Below are 18,069 nucleotides of genomic sequence, written 5' to 3' on the forward strand. Positions count from 1 at the left end.
CGCGCTGCTATGGCCGCAATACGGCTACCCGCAATTGCTCATCCAGTACCCGCTCATGCACATCCAGGCTCTTGCTCGCCCACAGTGCATGGGCCGGGCTGATGCCGCCAGTGAATGCCGCCGCCAACTGACGCAAGTCGGCGACGCTGCGCACCCGTGGGCAAAACGCTTGCTCGTCGCAATTCTGGCTGGCGTTGCGGTAGGTGTTGAGCAAGCGATCCCACAGACCGTCGCGCACTTGCCTGATCGACTTGAGCTGCATTTGCTGCACGCCCAGTCGTTGCTTGAGTCCTGTTTCGTCCAGCGCTTCGCTCGCCAACAGAGCCTTGCCGAAGATCAGCACCTCAGCGCGGGAGGCTGTGTCGATGCTGGCCTGAGTGGTGAGTGCATCGGGCCAACCGCTGCGCTCCAGGTTGGCAAGCGCCAACCCATTGCCCGTGTCGGAGGCCACCGTCAAACGACAACCACTGGCCCACAGCAAAATGATCGAGGCCATTCGTAGCCACTGCATACCTAATTCCCTTTAAGCGTGTGTCGGACGTCTGGAAACGCCCTACGGATTCTGGCGCGCACCATACAGAGGTTTACCGGGAATCGCCCGACAAACACGTGGGAAATTTCTCTCCTCAGGGTTTGGCTGTGAAAACGCCGCAAAACCGCGTAGGGCAAATGCCCGAACCCCGGAAAAACCCCTACGAATCCTGTCCATTGTGGCTGTCTTGTCCCACTCGATGGCGCCCTTCTATAGTGGCCGGCGCGGCTGAAAACACTGTGTCGGCCCACCGACGCGACTTCGTAAAGGACACGCCTCAATCATGAACATGTTCAAACCGCTGAATACTCGTTTTCGCCCTCTCAAAACCTGCGACGGCGACATCCCGGTCATGGTCATCGACACCGAAGCCAAACCTGGGGATCTGCTCAATGCTGCCGATCAACGCCTCCGTGCCGCCAGCGATCTGCTGGAAACTCTTTACTGCCTGTGTTTCAAACAGGCCGACGTGAAAGACATCCCCAACATCGTCAATGCGCTGTATTTGTTGACGCAGGACGGCTGTGACTTGCTGGAAGTTGCCAGACAACGAATAAATAATTAACGCCACCAGCCAAACTTACAAAGTTCGCAACAACCCATCGCTTCCATTACTGCAAAGTTCAGAACTAGCCTGTTTGCTCTTACATCAACCAAGAGCAACAACATGACTACGCTGACTATTTTCTTTTGCGGTACAGGTTCGACAAAGTTTGATAATGCCCATGAAAACTATTGGGATGGCGAGCTGGTTTCAACACTCGCCTCCCATCATACCGGTCGCGAGTTTGCCGAATGGATCGTGGTCGATGGCCCCGGCACCAGCAACCTGCAGGCCGATGACCTGTTCACCAAATCCAAGGACTATGGCCTCAGCGGAACCCTGTTCGGCAAGGGCTGGGAGGAAAACGTCCAGCACGCGATGAACATCATCAAAGGCCAATGCGACTGGCAGCGCGAGCAACTGACCGAAGCAGAGTACAACCGCCTCAAAGCCGCCGGCATCCCCATTGAAGATGTAAAAGTCGAGGGCTCCTGGCTGTGGCGCAAATACAACTATGGTGATCGCAGCGTCACGCAACAGAAGTTACAAGAGCAAATCATTAAAACGTTCCGCAAGGACGGCGTTATTCCAACAAAGGTTAATCTGGTGGGCTGGAGCCGTGGCGGCATTAGTTGCCACATGCTGGCCAATTCCATGTTCAACGACAGTGCGCTGAAAAATATACCGGTGAATATCTTCGCTATTGATCCCGTGCCCGGTATCGGTAACTTTCAGGAACACCGGGTGAAGCTCAATTACAACGTAAAAGAGTACGTGGGTTTCTATGCACGGGACGAACGCTCCAAGGGTTTCAGCTGCGTCATCCCGCAAACCGCGACCGGCACCAAAACCAGCATCTTCCCCATGCCCGGCCGTCACGCCACCCTGGTCGGCAACGCCTCCGCCGATGGCAACAGTGGACCAAAAGTGCTGGCCGAACCCGGTCTCATCGTCCGCCACTTTGCCGAGGTCTGCCTGAAACGCTGGGGCACCGTGCTCGACAAGAACCTCAACCTCACCGACGCCGACCTGCGAAACCACACCGCCGCCATCGTCAACGCGGCAGCGAAATACAAGGCCATGGAGAAGTGCTCCTACACCTGGTTCACCGAACTGGATCAGGGTGAACGCTACGTTTCACTGGGCAGCAAAGGCGTCCCGTTCTCGACGGTGAAAGGCACGATCTACACACCGGCGAGCGGGCTGACGACGAGTGTGCTGGATGTTGAGGCGTATCGGGCGATTCGTTGAAAACCGTGATTGATCTGTAGGAACGGCCTGCCCAGATTTGCATCCTGTTCCTATAGGCAGCGGCGCCTTGTCTTCTATCGGCGCCGGTGGGCCAAAACCTATAGTTGTGACTGTCGCTGCCAATTCAGCGGCTCGGGCTTGGTCACCCGAATGGATCATGCATTCGCGTCCGCTGTATGCTGCCGGCACTTAATTGCCAGCAGCGTTATGGTGGCTGTGTTTGGGACGCTTTCGAGCGTGCCGGGTATGTGCATGATCCTCACCGGTTGACCAACCCGAACACAGTCGCCTCCAGTCGCTTGGTCACGATGTGGTGGCTTCATTCGAAGCAATTGAGGATCTAAAAAATGAAATCATGGAACGAGCTCCACTCCGATCGCTACCGTCCACTCGACTCCAACCTCACCGACACCAAGCCCTTGGTCATCGACACCGAGGCCAACCCGCAAGACATCCTCGAATGCGCCGTCCAGCGCCTGCGCGCCTCCAGTGACCTGCTGCAAACCCTCTACTGCCTCTGCTTCAAACACGCCGACGTCGAAGATATCCCGCACATGACCCACGCCCTCTACCTGCTGACCAAAGACGGCTATGACCTGCTCCAGGTCGCCCAGCAGCGAATGCTTAACTGGAAAGCGCCGGCCTGAGGCTGAGTGATCGAATCGCTCTCACGCATTACCTGAGAGCGATCTAAAAAACAGCAATCGAACAATGGAGATTCCGGTGAGCAAATTTTTTGATGAGCTGATGGAAAGCGTTAAACAGGCAGACGAAATCTTTCGTCGTGAGCACCGAGCCGACTGCCAATCGAGTTTCGATGGATTTCCCAAAGAACCCCATCAGCCCAATGATAGGCAACGCATATGTAAGCATCGAAAATCCCGACCGATCCGGGAACACGATTGCGCTACACTGGAATCCAGCACAAAGAGGCATATGACATGAGCGAGTTGACGTTCCAGCAAAAGCAGGCTTATTACGACAAGGTCCGCCGGTCCAACTATCTGGCGAGTCTGCGGCTTGAAGGCTTTGACACCACCCGTGCCGACGCTGAAAAACCACTTCCTTCGCGGGAATCGGTTATCGAAAAATATCGTCAAAACGGCCGTTAATGGTGGACAAGTACGGGGTTGGGCAAGACCCTTATTGTTACCCTGGCACCGATGTTTTGCGTAATTTGCTCAACATCCATTGTGAAGAACAACTTCAAAAAGCAGAGCGAGAGCTCTCTGAAATCGCAATCAGCCGATTTCATCTTCTCCCCCCTCCTTATGACCTCAGCCGCTTGCAGCACGTCCATGAAGTTCTTTTTTGCGACGTCTATGATTGGGCTGGACTGCTGCGTACCGTTAACATCCAAAAAGGCGAAACATTTTTTTGCACTGCGGAGAGGATCCTCCCGGAAGCTGACAAAATTTTTCTCTCTATGGAACGCTCCGCATGGTTCGAGGGGCTGGAAAGGTCAGATCTTGTAGTAAAAGTTGCTGAAGCCTACGGCGATCTGAACGTCATTCATCCTTTTCGTGAAGGCAATGGTCGTGCCCAACGCATTCTTTTTGAGCACATAATCATCAATGCTGGTTTTGCAGTAGATTGGTGGTTGATCAAGGATGAGGCCTGGATTCCGGCAAACATCGATGCTGTGGCATGCGATTACCGGGGCCTTGAGGCAATTTTTGATCGCTGCATTGGCGAAAAGCTTGCATCTTAAGTAGCAGAATTCTGGCAGTTCACACCGTATCGTGCGGGAATAATGGTACTTACTCGAGAACTGAACGCCCACAAAAAAGCCGCCCACAAGAGGCGGCTTTTTCATTCACCAGAACCCAGTCTTACAACTTAGGCCCGGCAGCCTTGATCGCGTCGCTCACTTCGAACTTCTTGAAGTTCTCGATGAACAGACCGGCCAGTGCTTTGGCAGCTTCGTCGTACGCAGCCTTGTCAGCCCAGGTGTTGCGTGGGTTGAGCAGGTTGGTTTCGACGCCCGGTACGGCCAGTGGCACGTCCAGGTTGATGGTGTCCAGGTGTTCGGTTTCGGCACCGATCAGTGCACCGCTCTGGATCGCTGCGATCACGGCGCGGGTGGTCGGGATGTTGAAGCGTTTGCCGACGCCGTAGCCACCGCCGGTCCAGCCGGTGTTGACCAGGTAGACCTTGGAGCCGAAGCCCTTGATGCGCTTGATCAGCAGTTCAGCGTATTCGCCAGCCGGACGCGGGAAGAACGGTGCGCCGAAGCAGGTGGAGAAGGTCGACTTGATGCCGCTGCCCGAACCCATTTCAGTCGAGCCCACCAGTGCGGTGTAGCCGGACAGGAAGTGGTAAGCCGCTTGCTCGTTGTTCAGGATCGACACTGGCGGCAGTACGCCGGTCAGGTCGCAAGTCAGGAAGATTACAGCGTTCGGCTCGCCGCCCAGGTTCTTCTCGGAACGCTTGGCAACGTGCTCCAGCGGGTAGGCCGCGCGGCTGTTCTGGGTCAGGCTGACATCGGCGTAGTCGGCGTGCTTGGCATCGTCGATCACGACGTTTTCCAGCACAGCGCCGTGCTTGATGGCTTTCCAGATGACCGGCTCGTTCTTCTCGGACAAGTCGATGCACTTGGCGTAGCAGCCGCCTTCGATGTTGAAGACAACGCCTTCACCCCAGCCGTGTTCGTCGTCACCGATCAGGTAACGGCTTTCGTCGGCGGACAGGGTGGTCTTGCCAGTGCCGGACAGACCGAAGAACAGGGTCACGTCGCCCTCTTCGCCGATGTTGGCAGCGCAGTGCATTGGCAGCACGTCAGCGGCCGGCAGCAGGAAGTTCTGCACCGAGAACATGGCTTTCTTCATTTCACCGGCGTAACGCATGCCGGCGATCAGCACTTTTTTCTGGGCGAAGTTGAGGATCACGCAACCGTCGGAGTTGGTGCCGTCACGCTCAGGCACGCACTCGAAATTGGCTACGTTCAACACTTGCCACTCGTCACGACCGGCCGGGTTGTACTGAGCCGGGTTGATGAACAGGCAACGACCGAACAGGTTCTGCCAGGCAGTCTGAGTGGTCATCTTCACGGCCAGGTAGTGATCTTCGGCCGCGCCTACATGCACGTGGGAAACGAAATGCTCTTGCGCGTTGTTGAACGCCTCGACACGAGCCCACAGCGCGTCGAACTTGTCGGCCGGGAACTTGCGGTTGATCGGGCCCCAGGCGATTGCGTCCTGGGTGGAAGGCTCTTCAACGATGAAACGGTCGACTGGCGAACGGCCGGTGCGGTGACCGGTGCGAACTACCAGAGCGCCGGTATCGGCAAGCTCGCCTTCACCGCGTTTCAGGGCTTCTTTTACCAGATCATCAACACTCAGATCGGTGTACACGGCGTTATTGGCTTGCGTCATGAGGTTCCCCGTCGGCCAGTGGCCGAGTGTGCTCCAAACGTTTTGTAGTAGAAAGTCGTGCACTACTACCGCGAAAAAAGTGGGCCGGATTATGCCAGAAAAGCCCAAAAAGAGTAGGGCCCTCCCGTCGTAACGGCGTTATTCCGTCGTTGAGCAGTGAATTTACCTGCGCTGAACCGTTTTAGTGCCGGGTATCTGACGGCGTCTCGACACCCGCACCAGCGAACAATTGAGCGATATCCGCCGCGTCGAACAGGTAGCGCTGGTTGCAGAACTGGCAATCGATCTCGACGCTGCCACCCTGCTCGGCCACCAATTGCTGCGCATCTTCCAGACCCAGGCTGACCAGTGCGTTGCCCGAGCGTTCGCGGGAGCAGCTGCAATGGAAGCGCAGTTTCTGCACATCGAACAGACGGACCTGTTCTTCATGGTAGAGGCGATGCAGAACCGTTTCGTTGTCCAGGCTCAACAGTTCATCAGCGGTCAGGGTGTTGCCCAGCGCGGTGATGTGCTGCCAGCTGGCGGCGCGTTCTTCTTCATCTTTCAGGCGATCGGCAGGCAGTTGCTGCAGCAGCAGGCCACGGGCGCGACGGCCATCGGCGCACAGCTTGAAGCGGGTGCCAACCTGCTGGGACATGACGAAGTAGTTGGTGAAGCAGTCGGACAGGGTTTCGCCGTCGAGGTCGACGATGCCCTGGTAGCGCTGGCCCACCGTCGGATCGACAGTCAACGCCAACACGCCGTTGGGCATCAGGTCGGAGAGGGTCGCATCAGCGGCGATCAAGTCGGCTTCATAACGGGCCAGGCCACGAATTTCGCGGTCACTGGAGCACTCGATCATCAGCAGCGGGATCGGGCCTTCGGAGCGCGCCTGAAGAATCAGCAAGCCATCGAATTTCAGGGTGCCTACCAGCAACGACGCAGCAGCCATCAGTTCGCCCAGCAATTGCGCAACCGGCTCCGGATACGGGTGCTTGGCGAGCACTTCGGCGTAGCTGCGTTCCAGCGACACCAGTTCGCCGCGCGTGTCGCTGTCATCGAAGATGAAGCGTTGGGTGTAATCGGTATCGAGGAAATCGGTCATAGGTCTAGGTATCTGATTTTAATGACAAAAAGGTTACAAAGAATGAAAATCCCGCGCTTCTGGCATCCATTTTGATGCCTATGTTCAGCCACGGGAGGCATTTTATGAACAATCCGGGTTTGTTCCAATCAAGGTGGAACCTCGGCCGGCTGGTTCTGTGCAATGCAGTGCCTTTGGCACTACTGGCTTTCTGGTTATGGCCTACGGGTCAGATGCTGTGTGTGATTTTCGACGAGTGGCTGTTCCGCTCACTCAATGCACCGCTGGCCAGCAACCCCATATGGCTCCACATCTGGGCAATTGCAAGTCTGCGCCCGTTCGACGTTGTCGTCGGACTGATCCTGCTGACCCTGCTGATCAAGGGCGACTGGGTGTTCAAGGCGATTGACGTGCGTCGCGCCTTCTTCGGATTTTTCTCGATCCTGCTGCTGATGGTGGTGATCCGCGCGCTGTTTTCCAAATTCGCCGACCACATGGGCTGGCAGCACAATAGCCCATCCATGGTGCTCCAGGGCGCCGTTCATATGAGCGACTACTTCCCGCATCTCGAGAAGACCTTTGAGCTGAAGGACCGTTCGAGCCAGAGCTTCCCCGGTGACCATGCTTCGGTGCTGTTGATCTGGGCGCTGTTCATGGGCGTTTTCAGTCGCTCCGCCGGCCAGTTCCTGACGATCTGGGGTCTGGCGCTGCTGTTCATGCTGCCGCGTCTGGTGGCCGGCGCGCACTGGGGCCAGGACGATTACATCGGTGGCCTGCTGTTGGCGGTGTGGGCGTTGGGCTGGGGTTACTACACACCGTTTGCCTATCACGCAGCGAACTTCTGGCTGAAGATCACAGCGCCGATTTTCAGGCTGGTGGGCAAGTTGCCGGTGGTTTCGCGGATGAGTGTGGTGGCGCTCCGCTAATTCGATGCGCCTGAAAAGATCGCAGCCTCCGGCAGCTCCTCAGGGAGCGCATGCAGGCTGCGATTTTTTATTCGCCGCTACTGTTCCCACGAAATTTAAACAAGTCCCGACGCTGTTTCTTGCTCGGTTTGCCGTCGGTGGTCACGCCCAACGCGCCCGCCTTGCGCATCGCCGCGGCCGCCTCGCGCTTGGCGATACTGGCTTCGGTTTCCGCATACAGCGTCTGCGCTTCCGGCGCGCCACGGCGCACGATCGACAGAGCCTGGACCACGACAGTCTTTTCATCGAAGCCGGTACGAATCTCGAATTCATCGCCGATGCGTGGCTCTTTGCCAGGCTTGCAGCGCTCTCCCCGACAATGCACCTTGCCACTTTCGATGGCGGCTTTGGCCAAGGCGCGGGTTTTAAAAAAACGTGCAGCCCACAGCCATTTGTCGAGACGGACCTTGTCGTCCTCTTCGCTTTTTTGTGCCATGGAATTTCCTCATTCTGAAATATTGATGAACTGTACTACCGTTTCTGTCGTGCCATGAATTGTGCTGTCCCGGATTACAATGCACACATTCCGGGGCGTGCTTGAGAGCGCGCAAATCCGGGCCGTAGATATCTGTCGCCTTTTAACCACTATTCTGCGTGAATACCGCAAATCCGGCCCCCTGCGGGCTGATCGGTTTTCACCGGTTGAGCATTTTTTTGAAGACATTTGACCATTTGACCGTTGTCGGTCTGCGCGAGTGGGTGGCGCTCCCAGGTTTGGGAGTCGCAGGCCTTCGGGCGAAAATCGACACCGGTGCCAGTACCTCCAGCCTGCACGCCACCGACATCGAACCGTTCGAGCGGGACGGCGAGAAGTGGGTGCGTTTCACCGCGCACCTGGGCACGGTGGTGCAATTGCGCCACCGGCGTTGCGAAGCACCGCTGGTCACCCGCAAGACCATCAAGAGTTCCAACGGCCAGGCCCAGGTGCGCTATGTGATCAGCACCACCCTGGCCCTCGGTGATCGGGTCTGGCCGGTCGAGTTCACCCTCGCCTGCCGCAAGTCCATGCGCTATCGCCTGTTGCTCGGTTCCAAAGCCCTGATCGACGGCCAGTTGGTGGTCAATCCGGGTATCAAGTATGTACAAGACAAGCCGGTGTTCCCGGTATCTACCTCCTCCACAGGTGTTGCATGAAGATCGCTGTGCTGTCGCGGAATCCGCGTCTGTATTCCACCCGTCGTCTGGTCGAAGCCGGCACCGAACGCGGGCATGAAATGGTGGTGATCGACACCTTGCGCGCCTACATGAACATCGCCAGCCACAAGCCGCAGATCCACTATCGCGGCAAGCCGCTGGAAGGGTTCGACGCAGTGATTCCACGGATCGGCGCGTCGGTGACGTTTTATGGCTGCGCAGTGTTGCGTCAGTTTGAAATGATGGGGGTGTTTCCGCTCAACGAATCGGTGGCCATCGCCCGTTCCCGGGACAAGCTGCGTTCGCTGCAATTGCTGTCGCGCCGGGGCATCGGTTTGCCGGTGACCGGCTTCGCCCACTCACCGGACGACATTCCCGACCTGATCGACATGGTCAACGGCGCGCCGCTGGTGATCAAGGTGCTGGAAGGTACTCAGGGCATCGGCGTGGTGCTGTGCGAAACCGCGACGGCGGCGGAGTCGGTGATCGAGGCGTTCATGGGTCTCAAGCAGAACATCATGGTGCAGGAATACATCAAGGAGGCCGGCGGCGCGGACATCCGCTGCTTCGTGGTCGGCGACAAGGTAATCGCGGCGATGAAGCGTCAGGCCAAGCCCGGGGAATTCCGCTCCAACCTGCACCGTGGCGGCAGCGCCAGCCTGATCAAGATCACCCCGGAAGAGCGCATGACCGCGTTGCGCGCCGCCAAGGTCATGGGCCTGGCGGTGGCGGGTGTGGATATCCTGCGTTCGAATCACGGGCCGCTGGTGATGGAAGTGAACTCGTCGCCGGGCCTGGAAGGGATCGAGACCACCACCGGCAAGAACGTGGCGGGGATCATCATCGAACACCTTGAGAAAAATGGCGGGCCGAACATGACCCGTACCAAAGGCAAGGGTTGAACCTTGAATCAGGCGGCCGCAAGGCCGCCTGAAACTTAAACCGCGTCCCGCGGCAGCATCAACCCCAGCGGCAAGCGCACCCGCGCCTCCAGCCCGCCACCGGAGCGGTTGCGCAGCTCGACATTGCCGCCATGCATCGAAGCAATCCGCTTCACGATCGCCAGCCCCAACCCGGTACCCTTTCCGCCCCGCGCACGGTCGCCACGGGTGAACGGATTGAAGATCGCCTCTAGCTCCGACGGATCAATCCCCGCGCCACGGTCCATCACGCTCAGCACCACGTACGGCGCACTGGTATCGCCGGACACGTAAGCCGCAACTTCGACGCCGCTGCCGGCATGATTCAACGCATTGCCAATCAGGTTGTTCAGCAAACGCTTCATCGATACCCGGCGTAGCGGAAACGGCTGGATCGGCTCCAGACGCAAGCGCACCTTCTCTTCGCTCTGGTTGTACGGCGCCGCGACTTCGCGCACCAGATCGCTCAGATCCACCTCTTCCACCGACTCGTCCCGACCATCGCGAATGAACGCGAGGAACTGGTCGAGAATCGCGTCCATGTCTTCGATGTCGCGCACCATGTCGTCGGTCAGGTCGGTGCGGTCACCCATCAGTTCCAGCGACAGCCGTAGACGGGTCAGCGGCGTGCGCAGGTCGTGGGAAACCCCGGCGAGCATCAGTTCACGTTCACGGCCGGCCTGTTCGACGTCCTCGGCCATCTGGTTGAAGGCGCGATAAACCTCGGTCATTTCGCTCGGTGTGTCACTGATCGGCAGGCGCACGCTGCGGCCCTGGCCGAGTTGCCGTGCGGCATACACGAGACGCTTCAAAGGCTGATTGAGCTGGCTGACGAAGATCCATGCCGACGCGGTCGAGAGCAACCCGATGGCGAGGAACCAGCCGAGTACGTTCCAGATTTTCTGGCCGCGCAATGGATGCGGGTACAACGGCACTTTCAGCCAGCCATCACCCAGGCTCGGCGCACGCACCCACAACGCCGGCGGCGAATGCATGCGCAAGCGAACCTCGGTGTCGGCACCCAGTTCCGCCTGCATCTGCCGCTGGTAGATTTCGCTGTACGGCCAGTGCTGCTCGCCTTCCGGCACACCGGCACCGACCACCCGGATCAGGGTCGCGGCATCAGCGATCTTCGCGCGGTTTTCTTCATCGGCAGCCCAATAGGCACGCAGCGTCAGGGCGACGCCGTGGCTGTATTGACGGTCCACCAGCACGTCCTCGTTCATCAGCAGATAAACCAGGGTCAGTGCCTTGGAAAACAATACGACGATGAGCACCAGCCAGAGGGTGCGGGAGAAGAAACTTTGGGGGAACCAGACAGGGGTTTTCATGGATAACCGCTACGCACTTGCAGGAGCGAGCAATGCTCGCATATTGCGGATAACGAGTCTGCGGAGGCGGCATTTTTGACCGTTCTACACAGACCCGCTCCTACAAATCACCCGTCACTTGGTGGAGTTGCCATCCGGCACGAACACATAACCCACGCCCCAGACAGTCTGGATGTAGCGCGGTTTGGACGGATCGGGTTCGATCATCCGGCGCAGACGGGAAATCTGCACATCGATGGAACGCTCCAGGGCATCCCACTCCCGGCCACGGGCCAGGTTCATCAGTTTGTCGCGGGTCAGCGGCTGACGGGCGTTCATCACCAGGGCCTTGAGTACCGCGAACTCACCGGTGGTGAGCATGTGCACTTCGTCGCCGCGCTTGAGTTCGCGGGTGGCCAGGGACAGCACGTAGTCACCGAACGTGACGTTCTCTTCTTCGCTGCCCGGCGCGCCCGGCACCGGTGCGGCCTGACGGCGCAGCACGGCTTTGACGCGGGCCATCAACTCGTCCGGGTTGAACGGCTTGGCCAGGTAGTCGTCGGCGCCCAGTTCCAGGCCCTTGATACGGCTCAACTCGTCGCCCTTGGCGGTGAGCATGATGATCGGGATCTGATTGTTCGCGCCACGCAGGCGACGGCAAGCGGTCAGGCCGTCTTCGCCCGGCAGCATCAGGTCGAGGACGACCAGGTTGAACACTTCACGCGACAGCAGACGATCCATCTGCTCGGTATTCGGTACGGCTCGGGCGCGGTAGCCCTTGCTGACGAAGAAGCGTTCCAGCAGGCTGCTCAGCCCCGGATCGTCATCAACAATAAGAATTTTTTCGCCTTCAGCAGTTTGTGCAGTGCTGCTCATTGGATGCTCCTTTTAGCTCGGCGCGCATTATGGCGTAGCTGCCGTTATACGCACCGTGTGCATTGTTAGCAGATTTTTCCTTCACTGCCAGAAAACCGGGGCTTGAGCCTACAGACTGTGTCGCCCCCGAATGACAGAACGCTGGTTATAATGCGCGGCCTTTTGTGTCAGGCAACGTCTGAATCGTTACCGCAGGTGGCCGTCTCTTATTTTCCGGGCCGTCGCAGTAATTGTTCGATTTCACGGGTCAATGGGATGCCTTTTGACCCAGGCAGCGGCAAGCGTCAGGCCGCCCAACCAGACTCCGGGCCTTTATTTACGTGCCTGCGAGCCTGCTTTCACAATTTGTCAGGTGGTTTTATGGACAGCATCAACAGCCGCATCGCCGAGGAACTCGGCGTACGCCCACAACAGGTCGAAGCGGCCGTCGCGCTACTCGATGAAGGCTCTACCGTTCCCTTCATCGCCCGTTACCGGAAAGAAGTGACCGGCAGCCTCGATGACACTCAACTGCGTCATCTGGAAGAGCGTCTGCGCTACCTGCGAGAACTCGACGAACGGCGCATCAGCATTCTTTCCAGCATCCAGGAGCAGGGCAAACTCACCCCTGAACTGGAGCGCGAAATCAAACTCGCCGACACCAAGACCCGCCTCGAAGACTTGTACCTGCCGTACAAGCAGAAGCGCCGCACCAAGGGCCAGATCGCCCTGGAAGCCGGCCTCGGCGAGCTGGCCGACGGTCTGTTCAACGACCCGAGCCTGGCCCCGGAAGCCGAAGCCGTACGCTTCATCGACGCCGAAAAAGGTGTGGCCGACGTCAAGGCTGCGCTGGAAGGCGCCAAGTACATCCTCATGGAGCGCTTCGCCGAAGACGCCAACCTGCTGGAAAAACTGCGCACTTACCTGAAGCAGGAAGCCACCCTCAGTGCCCGCGTGATCGCCGGCAAGGAAGAGGAAGGCGCCAAGTTCCGCGATTACTTCGAACACGACGAACCGCTGAAAAGCATGCCGTCGCACCGCGCGCTGGCGATTTTCCGTGGCCGCAATGAAGGCATCCTAAGCTCCGCGCTGAAGGTCGGCGATGAACTGCCGGGCACCATGCATCCGTGCGAAGGCATGATCGGCCAGCAAGTCGGCATCCAGAACCAGAACCGTCCGGCCGACAAATGGCTGGGTGAAGTGGTGCGCTGGACCTGGAAGGTCAAGCTCTACACCCACCTGGAAACCGACCTGCTCGGCGAGCTGCGCGACGGCGCCGAAACCGAAGCGATCAACGTGTTCGCCCACAACCTGCACGACCTGTTGCTGGCTGCCCCGGCCGGCCCGCGCGCCACCCTGGGTCTCGACCCGGGCCTGCGCACCGGCTGCAAGGTCGCGGTGGTCGACTCCACCGGCAAGCTGCTGGATCACGCCACGGTTTACCCGCACGTGCCGCACAACAAATGGGATCAGACCATCGCGATCCTGGCCGCTCTGTGCGCCAAGCACTCGGTCGACCTGATCGCCATCGGCAACGGCACCGCCAGTCGTGAAACCGACAAACTGGCCATCGAGCTGATCAAAAAATATCCAGCGATGAAAATGACCAAGGTCATGGTCTCCGAAGCCGGCGCATCGGTGTACTCGGCATCGGAACTGGCAGCCAAGGAATTCCCGGATCTGGACGTGTCGATTCGCGGCGCGGTATCGATTGCCCGTCGCCTGCAAGATCCACTGGCCGAACTGGTGAAGATCGATCCGAAATCCATCGGTGTCGGCCAGTACCAGCACGACGTGTCGCAGCTGAAACTGGCGCGCGGCCTGGACGCCGTGGTCGAGGACTGCGTGAACGCCGTGGGCGTGGACGTGAACACCGCCTCCGTGGCGCTGTTGGCGCGGATCTCCGGCCTCAACGCGACCCTGGCACAGAACATCGTGACTCACCGTGACGAACACGGCGCGTTCAAGACTCGCGCTGCACTGAAGAAAGTCGCGCGTCTGGGCGAAAAAACCTTCGAACAGGCCGCCGGCTTCCTGCGCGTGATGAACGGCGACAACCCGCTGGATTCCTCGGCGGTTCACCCGGAAGCCTATCCGCTGGTGCAACGCATCGCCGCTGAAACCGACCGCGACATCCGCTCGCTGATCGGCGACGCCGGGTTCCTCAAGCGTCTGGATCCGAAGAAATTCACCGACGAGACCTTCGGTCTGCCAACCGTCACCGACATCCTGCAGGAACTGGAAAAACCGGGCCGCGACCCGCGTCCGGAGTTCAAGACCGCCGAGTTCCAGGAAGGCGTCGAGGACCTGAAAGACCTGCAACTGGGGATGATCCTCGAAGGCGTGGTGACCAACGTGACCGCGTTCGGCGCGTTCGTCGACATCGGCGTGCATCAGGATGGTCTGGTGCACATCTCGGCGCTGTCGGAGAAGTTCATCAAGGATCCACGCGAAGCGGTGAAGGCCGGTGACGTGGTGAAAGTGAAGGTCATGGAAGTCGACATCCCGCGCAAACGCGTCGGCCTGTCGATGCGCATGAGCGACACCCCGGGCGAGAAAATCGACGGTGCCCGTGGCGCGCGTCCAGGCTCGGCGCCACGCCAGTCGCAGGGTTCGGCGCCGCGCAAGGAAAGCACCCCGGCGGCTCCGGCGAACAACGCCATGGCGTCGCTGTTCGCCAACGCCAAGCAGTTGAAGAAACGCTGATGGAGATTCCGGCCGGGCTCGTCGAGAGCGCGTTTTTCAAGCTGTTGGGCTGCCGCCTGCACAGCCTGGAAACCGGGGTGGCGCAAGTCGCCCTGGTGCTGGAACCCGAACTGCGCAACCGCGGCGGCAAGCTGCACGGCGGCGCGCTGTTCAGTCTGGTCGATATCGCCATGGGGCTGGCCTGCTCCAGCACCCACGGCTTTGACCAGCAAAGCGCGACCATCGAGTGCAAGATCAACTACATCCGCGCCGTCTCCGAGGGCGAGGTGATGTGCACGGCGCGGGTGATCCACCCGGGCCGGCGCACGCTGGTGGTCGAAGCCGACGTGATGCAGGGCGACAAACTGGTCGCAAAAGCGCAAGGCACGTTCGCTGTCCTGTAGATGTTGTTCATCATTTTGAGTTAATTTCGGCGCTGTGATCGCAGCGTCGGAGTTTTCCTCGCCCGCGTCTGCCAGATTCAGGGACTGAAGTTGGCGTTTCCAATGGGGCTTTCATGGCCCGAAAACCAGGCGAAAACGCCAGTTTCAACTTCACCCTTGTAGACCGTCCTGCCCACCCCCATATTGGGGCGACTGACGCGTGAAGGAATCCAAATTGAGCGAACTTCTCAACCGCCGCCTGGCTCTGCTCGGTGAGCGCGCCAACCTCTCTCTGCTCGAGCAGTGCCTGCACGGTATCGAACGTGAATGCCTGCGCGTGACCGGCGAGGGACGTCTGGCGCAAACGCCGCACCCTGAAAGCCTGGGTTCCGCGCTGACCAACGAACAGATCACCACCGACTATTCCGAGTCGCTGCTGGAATTCATCACGCCTGCCCTGCCAGACCCGGCCGAGACCCTGGCCAGCCTGGACAAGATTCATCGCTTCGCCTACAGCAAGCTCGGCAACGAGTACCTGTGGAGTCCATCGATGCCGTGCCCGTTGCCGGCCGAGGAAGATATCCCGATCGCCTATTACGGCACCTCCAACATCGGTCAGCTCAAGTACGTCTACCGCAAGGGCCTGGCCCTGCGTTACGGCAAGACCATGCAGTGCATTGCCGGGATTCACTACAACTTCTCCCTGCCGGAAAAACTCTGGCCGCTGCTGAAAGAAGCCGAAGGCTTCGTCGGCACCGACCGGGATTTCCAGTCGTCGTCCTATATCGCGCTGATCCGCAACTTCCGTCGCTACAGCTGGCTGCTGATGTACCTGTTCGGTGCTTCGCCGGCGCTGGACGCGGGGTTCCTGCGCGGCCGTTCGCATCAGCTGGAACAGTTGGACCCGGACACTCTGTACCTGCCTTACGCCACCAGCCTGCGCATGAGTGACCTCGGTTACCAGAGCAACGCCCAGGCTGGCCTGACCCCTTGCTACAACGACCTGGCAAGCTACACCGACAGTCTGCGCAAGGCGGTGGCCACGCCATACGCGCCGTACGTAGAAGTCGGCACGCACCAGGATGGCGAGTGGGTGCAACTGAACACCAACATCCTGCAGATCGAAAACGAGTACTACTCCAACATCCGCCCGAAACGCGTGACCTACACCGGCGAGCGGCCGATCCAGGCGCTGGTCGCCCGTGGCATCCAGTACGTCGAAGTGCGTTGCCTGGACATCAACCCATTCCTGCCGATGGGCATCGACCTCACCGAATCGCGCTTCCTCGACGCGTTCCTGCTGTACTGCGCACTGAACGACAGCCCGCTGCTGACCAACATCAGCTGCGGCAACGCCACGTCGAACTTCCTCAGCGTGGTCAAGGAAGGTCGTCGTCCGGGCCTGCAATTGCAGCGTGACGGCCAACCGGTCGAACTGAAGGAATGGGCCGCCGAACTGCTGGAAAAAATTGCTCCACTGGCGGCGCTGCTGGATCAAAGCCATGGCGGCGATGCCCACAGCAAGGCACTCGACGCACAACTGGCCAAGGTCAAGGATTCGTCCCTGACGCCTTCGGCCCAGGTGCTGGCGGCGATGGCCGAGCACAAGGAAAGCTTCGCGCAATTCTCCCTGCGCCAGAGCCAGGCTCACGCCGAGCTCTTCCGCAGCGAGCCGTTGGCGGCTGAGGAACAGGCGAAGTTTGAAGAACTGGCGCGGTCGTCGCTGGCGCAACAGGCTGAGCTGGAGCAGAACGAGGTGGGCGATTTCGACGTGTTTGTCGGGTCGTATCAGGCGAGTATTCTGGCGATCAGCAACTGACACTTCCTTCTCCGATCATTCCCACGCTCCGCGTGGGAATGCAGGTCCTGACGCTCCACGTCACTGTCACCGGGACGCAGAGCGTCCATTGAGGCGTTCCCACGCAGAGCGTGGGAACAATCTGCTCTGCCTTCCCTTAGATTTTTCCGCTCATAAGCTAAGTCTAAAAAGTTATTTATTTCTAGATTCTTAGATCATTTAGTCTCCTTTCACGCCGACGCTCGGTCGCCTGATATGGAGCTCTTCAATGAAACTGAATGTCCCGCTTCGCCTGCTGGCCGTGGCCTCTCTGGCTGCCGCGAGTTTCCTGGCTCAGGCCGCCGACCTCACCGTCGCCTACCAGACCACAGTCGACCCGGCGAAAGTCGCCCAGGCCGACGGCGCCTATGAAAAAGCCACCAAGGCCGACATCAGCTGGCGCAAATTCGACAACGGCGCGGACGTCATCACCGCCATCGCTTCCGGCGACGTGCAGATCGGTTACCTCGGTTCCAGCCCGCTGACCGCTGCGATCACCCGCAAAGTCCCAGTGGAAACCTTCCTCATCGCCACCCAGATCGGCGCTGCCGAAGCGCTGGTCGCCCGCGACGGCTCCGGCATCAAGACGCCGCAGGATCTGGTCGGCAAGAAAATCGCCGTGCCATTCGTGTCCACCGGTCACTACAGCCTGCTGGCCGCGCTGAAGCACTGGAACATCGACCCTTCGAAAGTCACCGTCCTCAACCTCGCCCCGCCAGCGATCATTGCCGCGTGGAAGCGCGGTGACATCGATGCCACCTACGTTTGGGATCCGGCGCTGGGTGTGGCCAAGGAAAACGGCAAAGTGCTGATCACTTCCGGCGAACTGGCCAAGTTCGGCGCGCCAACTTTCGACGCCTGGATCGTGCGCAAAGACTTCGCCGAGAAGCACCCGGAAATCGTTACCGCATTCGCCAAGGTCACCCTCGACGCCTACGCCGACTACCGCAAGGATCCAAAAGCCTGGATCGCCAATCAGAGCAACGTCGACAAGCTGGTGAAACTGTCCGGCGCCAAGGCCAGCGACATTCCATTGCTGCTGCAAGGCAACGTCTACCCGCTGGCGGCGGATCAGGTCAGTGACCTCGGCGCGCCGACCACCAAAGCCATCACCGACACCGCTGCGTTCCTCAAGGAGCAAGGCAAGGTCGAAGCGGTACTGCCGGACTACGCGCCGTACGTCAGCGCCAAGTACATCACCAACTGATCGGGAGTT

The 18,069-nt window shown here is 59.3% G+C and carries 18 protein-coding genes; 12 read left to right on the forward strand and 6 right to left on the reverse strand.

The annotated features are described in order from the left end of the window. Window positions 1-7: 7 nt before the first annotated feature. The gene (locus AC1RME_RS12690; RefSeq protein ID WP_096821915.1) at window positions 8-511 is read right to left on the reverse strand and encodes a polysaccharide deacetylase; all 504 of its coding nucleotides are present in this window, start codon (window positions 509-511) and stop codon (window positions 8-10) included. Window positions 512-815: 304 nt separating this feature from the next. Here AC1RME_RS12690 and AC1RME_RS12695 point away from each other — a divergent pair, with 304 nt between their 5' ends. The 5 genes from AC1RME_RS12695 to AC1RME_RS12715 all read left to right on the forward strand — a co-directional run bounded on the left by AC1RME_RS12695 (window position 816) and on the right by AC1RME_RS12715 (window position 4,038). Next, a complete protein-coding gene (locus tag AC1RME_RS12695; protein WP_176504883.1) occupies window positions 816-1,097 on the forward strand; it encodes a hypothetical protein in 282 nt (93 codons plus the stop codon). 102 nt (window positions 1,098-1,199) lie between these two features. After that, the gene (locus tag AC1RME_RS12700; RefSeq protein ID WP_493091326.1) at window positions 1,200-2,327 is read left to right on the forward strand and encodes a hypothetical protein; all 1,128 of its coding nucleotides are present in this window, start codon (window positions 1,200-1,202) and stop codon (window positions 2,325-2,327) included. 347 nt (window positions 2,328-2,674) lie between these two features. Continuing rightward, a complete protein-coding gene (locus tag AC1RME_RS12705) occupies window positions 2,675-2,974 on the forward strand; it encodes a hypothetical protein (RefSeq protein WP_096821913.1) in 300 nt (99 codons plus the stop codon). Window positions 2,975-3,268: 294 nt separating this feature from the next. Then, on the forward strand, window positions 3,269-3,439 hold the full coding sequence (locus AC1RME_RS12710) for a YhfG family protein (protein WP_096821911.1): 171 nt from the start codon (window positions 3,269-3,271) through the stop codon (window positions 3,437-3,439). Next, window positions 3,439-4,038 (forward strand): Fic/DOC family protein, encoded by a 600-nt coding sequence (locus AC1RME_RS12715; RefSeq protein ID WP_096821910.1) that lies wholly within the window; start codon window positions 3,439-3,441, stop codon window positions 4,036-4,038. Before AC1RME_RS12710 ends, AC1RME_RS12715 begins: the two co-directional genes overlap by 1 nt. A gap of 121 nt (window positions 4,039-4,159) precedes the next feature. Here AC1RME_RS12715 and AC1RME_RS12720 read toward each other — a convergent pair whose 3' ends face one another. After that, window positions 4,160-5,701, reverse strand: coding sequence for a phosphoenolpyruvate carboxykinase (locus AC1RME_RS12720; protein WP_096821909.1), 1,542 nt, complete (start codon window positions 5,699-5,701; stop codon window positions 4,160-4,162). Between the two features lie 181 nt (window positions 5,702-5,882). Next, complete coding sequence (gene hslO / locus AC1RME_RS12725) at window positions 5,883-6,785, reverse strand: Hsp33 family molecular chaperone HslO (RefSeq protein ID WP_096821908.1); 903 nt, start codon at window positions 6,783-6,785, stop codon at window positions 5,883-5,885. A 104-nt stretch (window positions 6,786-6,889) separates the two neighbouring features. Between hslO and AC1RME_RS12730 the strand changes: the two genes are divergently transcribed. Next, complete coding sequence (locus AC1RME_RS12730; protein WP_493071484.1) at window positions 6,890-7,690, forward strand: phosphatase PAP2 family protein; 801 nt, start codon at window positions 6,890-6,892, stop codon at window positions 7,688-7,690. A gap of 67 nt (window positions 7,691-7,757) precedes the next feature. Here AC1RME_RS12730 and AC1RME_RS12735 read toward each other — a convergent pair whose 3' ends face one another. Further along, the gene (locus tag AC1RME_RS12735) at window positions 7,758-8,165 is read right to left on the reverse strand and encodes an RNA-binding S4 domain-containing protein (protein ID WP_096821906.1); all 408 of its coding nucleotides are present in this window, start codon (window positions 8,163-8,165) and stop codon (window positions 7,758-7,760) included. 218 nt (window positions 8,166-8,383) lie between these two features. Here AC1RME_RS12735 and rimB point away from each other — a divergent pair, with 218 nt between their 5' ends. Beyond that, entirely contained in the window at window positions 8,384-8,863 is a 480-nt protein-coding gene (gene rimB, locus AC1RME_RS12740) for a retropepsin-like aspartic endopeptidase RimB (RefSeq protein WP_102620599.1), read from the forward strand. After that, complete coding sequence (gene rimK / locus AC1RME_RS12745; protein WP_007949201.1) at window positions 8,860-9,765, forward strand: 30S ribosomal protein S6--L-glutamate ligase; 906 nt, start codon at window positions 8,860-8,862, stop codon at window positions 9,763-9,765. Before rimB ends, rimK begins: the two co-directional genes overlap by 4 nt. 35 nt (window positions 9,766-9,800) lie before the next feature. Here the strand turns inward: rimK and AC1RME_RS12750 are convergent, their stop codons facing one another. After that, window positions 9,801-11,114 (reverse strand): ATP-binding protein, encoded by a 1,314-nt coding sequence (locus AC1RME_RS12750; protein ID WP_096821905.1) that lies wholly within the window; start codon window positions 11,112-11,114, stop codon window positions 9,801-9,803. 114 nt (window positions 11,115-11,228) lie between these two features. Beyond that, the gene (gene ompR / locus AC1RME_RS12755; protein WP_007952694.1) at window positions 11,229-11,969 is read right to left on the reverse strand and encodes an osmolarity response regulator transcription factor OmpR; all 741 of its coding nucleotides are present in this window, start codon (window positions 11,967-11,969) and stop codon (window positions 11,229-11,231) included. 360 nt (window positions 11,970-12,329) lie between these two features. Between ompR and AC1RME_RS12760 the strand changes: the two genes are divergently transcribed. The 4 genes from AC1RME_RS12760 to tauA all read left to right on the forward strand — a co-directional run bounded on the left by AC1RME_RS12760 (window position 12,330) and on the right by tauA (window position 18,060). Then, window positions 12,330-14,654: a Tex family protein gene (locus AC1RME_RS12760; RefSeq protein WP_096821904.1), complete on the forward strand. Its 2,325-nt coding sequence runs from the start codon at window positions 12,330-12,332 to the stop codon at window positions 14,652-14,654. Continuing rightward, the gene (locus tag AC1RME_RS12765; RefSeq protein WP_085712709.1) at window positions 14,654-15,037 is read left to right on the forward strand and encodes a PaaI family thioesterase; all 384 of its coding nucleotides are present in this window, start codon (window positions 14,654-14,656) and stop codon (window positions 15,035-15,037) included. The genes AC1RME_RS12760 and AC1RME_RS12765 overlap by 1 nt, the downstream gene beginning before the upstream one ends. A 214-nt stretch (window positions 15,038-15,251) precedes the next feature. Beyond that, window positions 15,252-16,835, forward strand: a complete 1,584-nt coding sequence (gshA, locus tag AC1RME_RS12770) for a glutamate--cysteine ligase (protein WP_493091330.1) — start codon at window positions 15,252-15,254, stop codon at window positions 16,833-16,835. Between the two features lie 247 nt (window positions 16,836-17,082). Then, window positions 17,083-18,060 carry a taurine ABC transporter substrate-binding protein gene (gene tauA, locus AC1RME_RS12775; protein ID WP_192559494.1) on the forward strand — a complete coding sequence of 326 codons (978 nt, stop codon included), beginning with the start codon at window positions 17,083-17,085 and terminating at the stop codon, window positions 18,058-18,060. Window positions 18,061-18,069: the final 9 nt, after the last annotated feature.

Source organism: Pseudomonas sp. GW822-FHT03F08 (genome assembly GCF_058801265.1).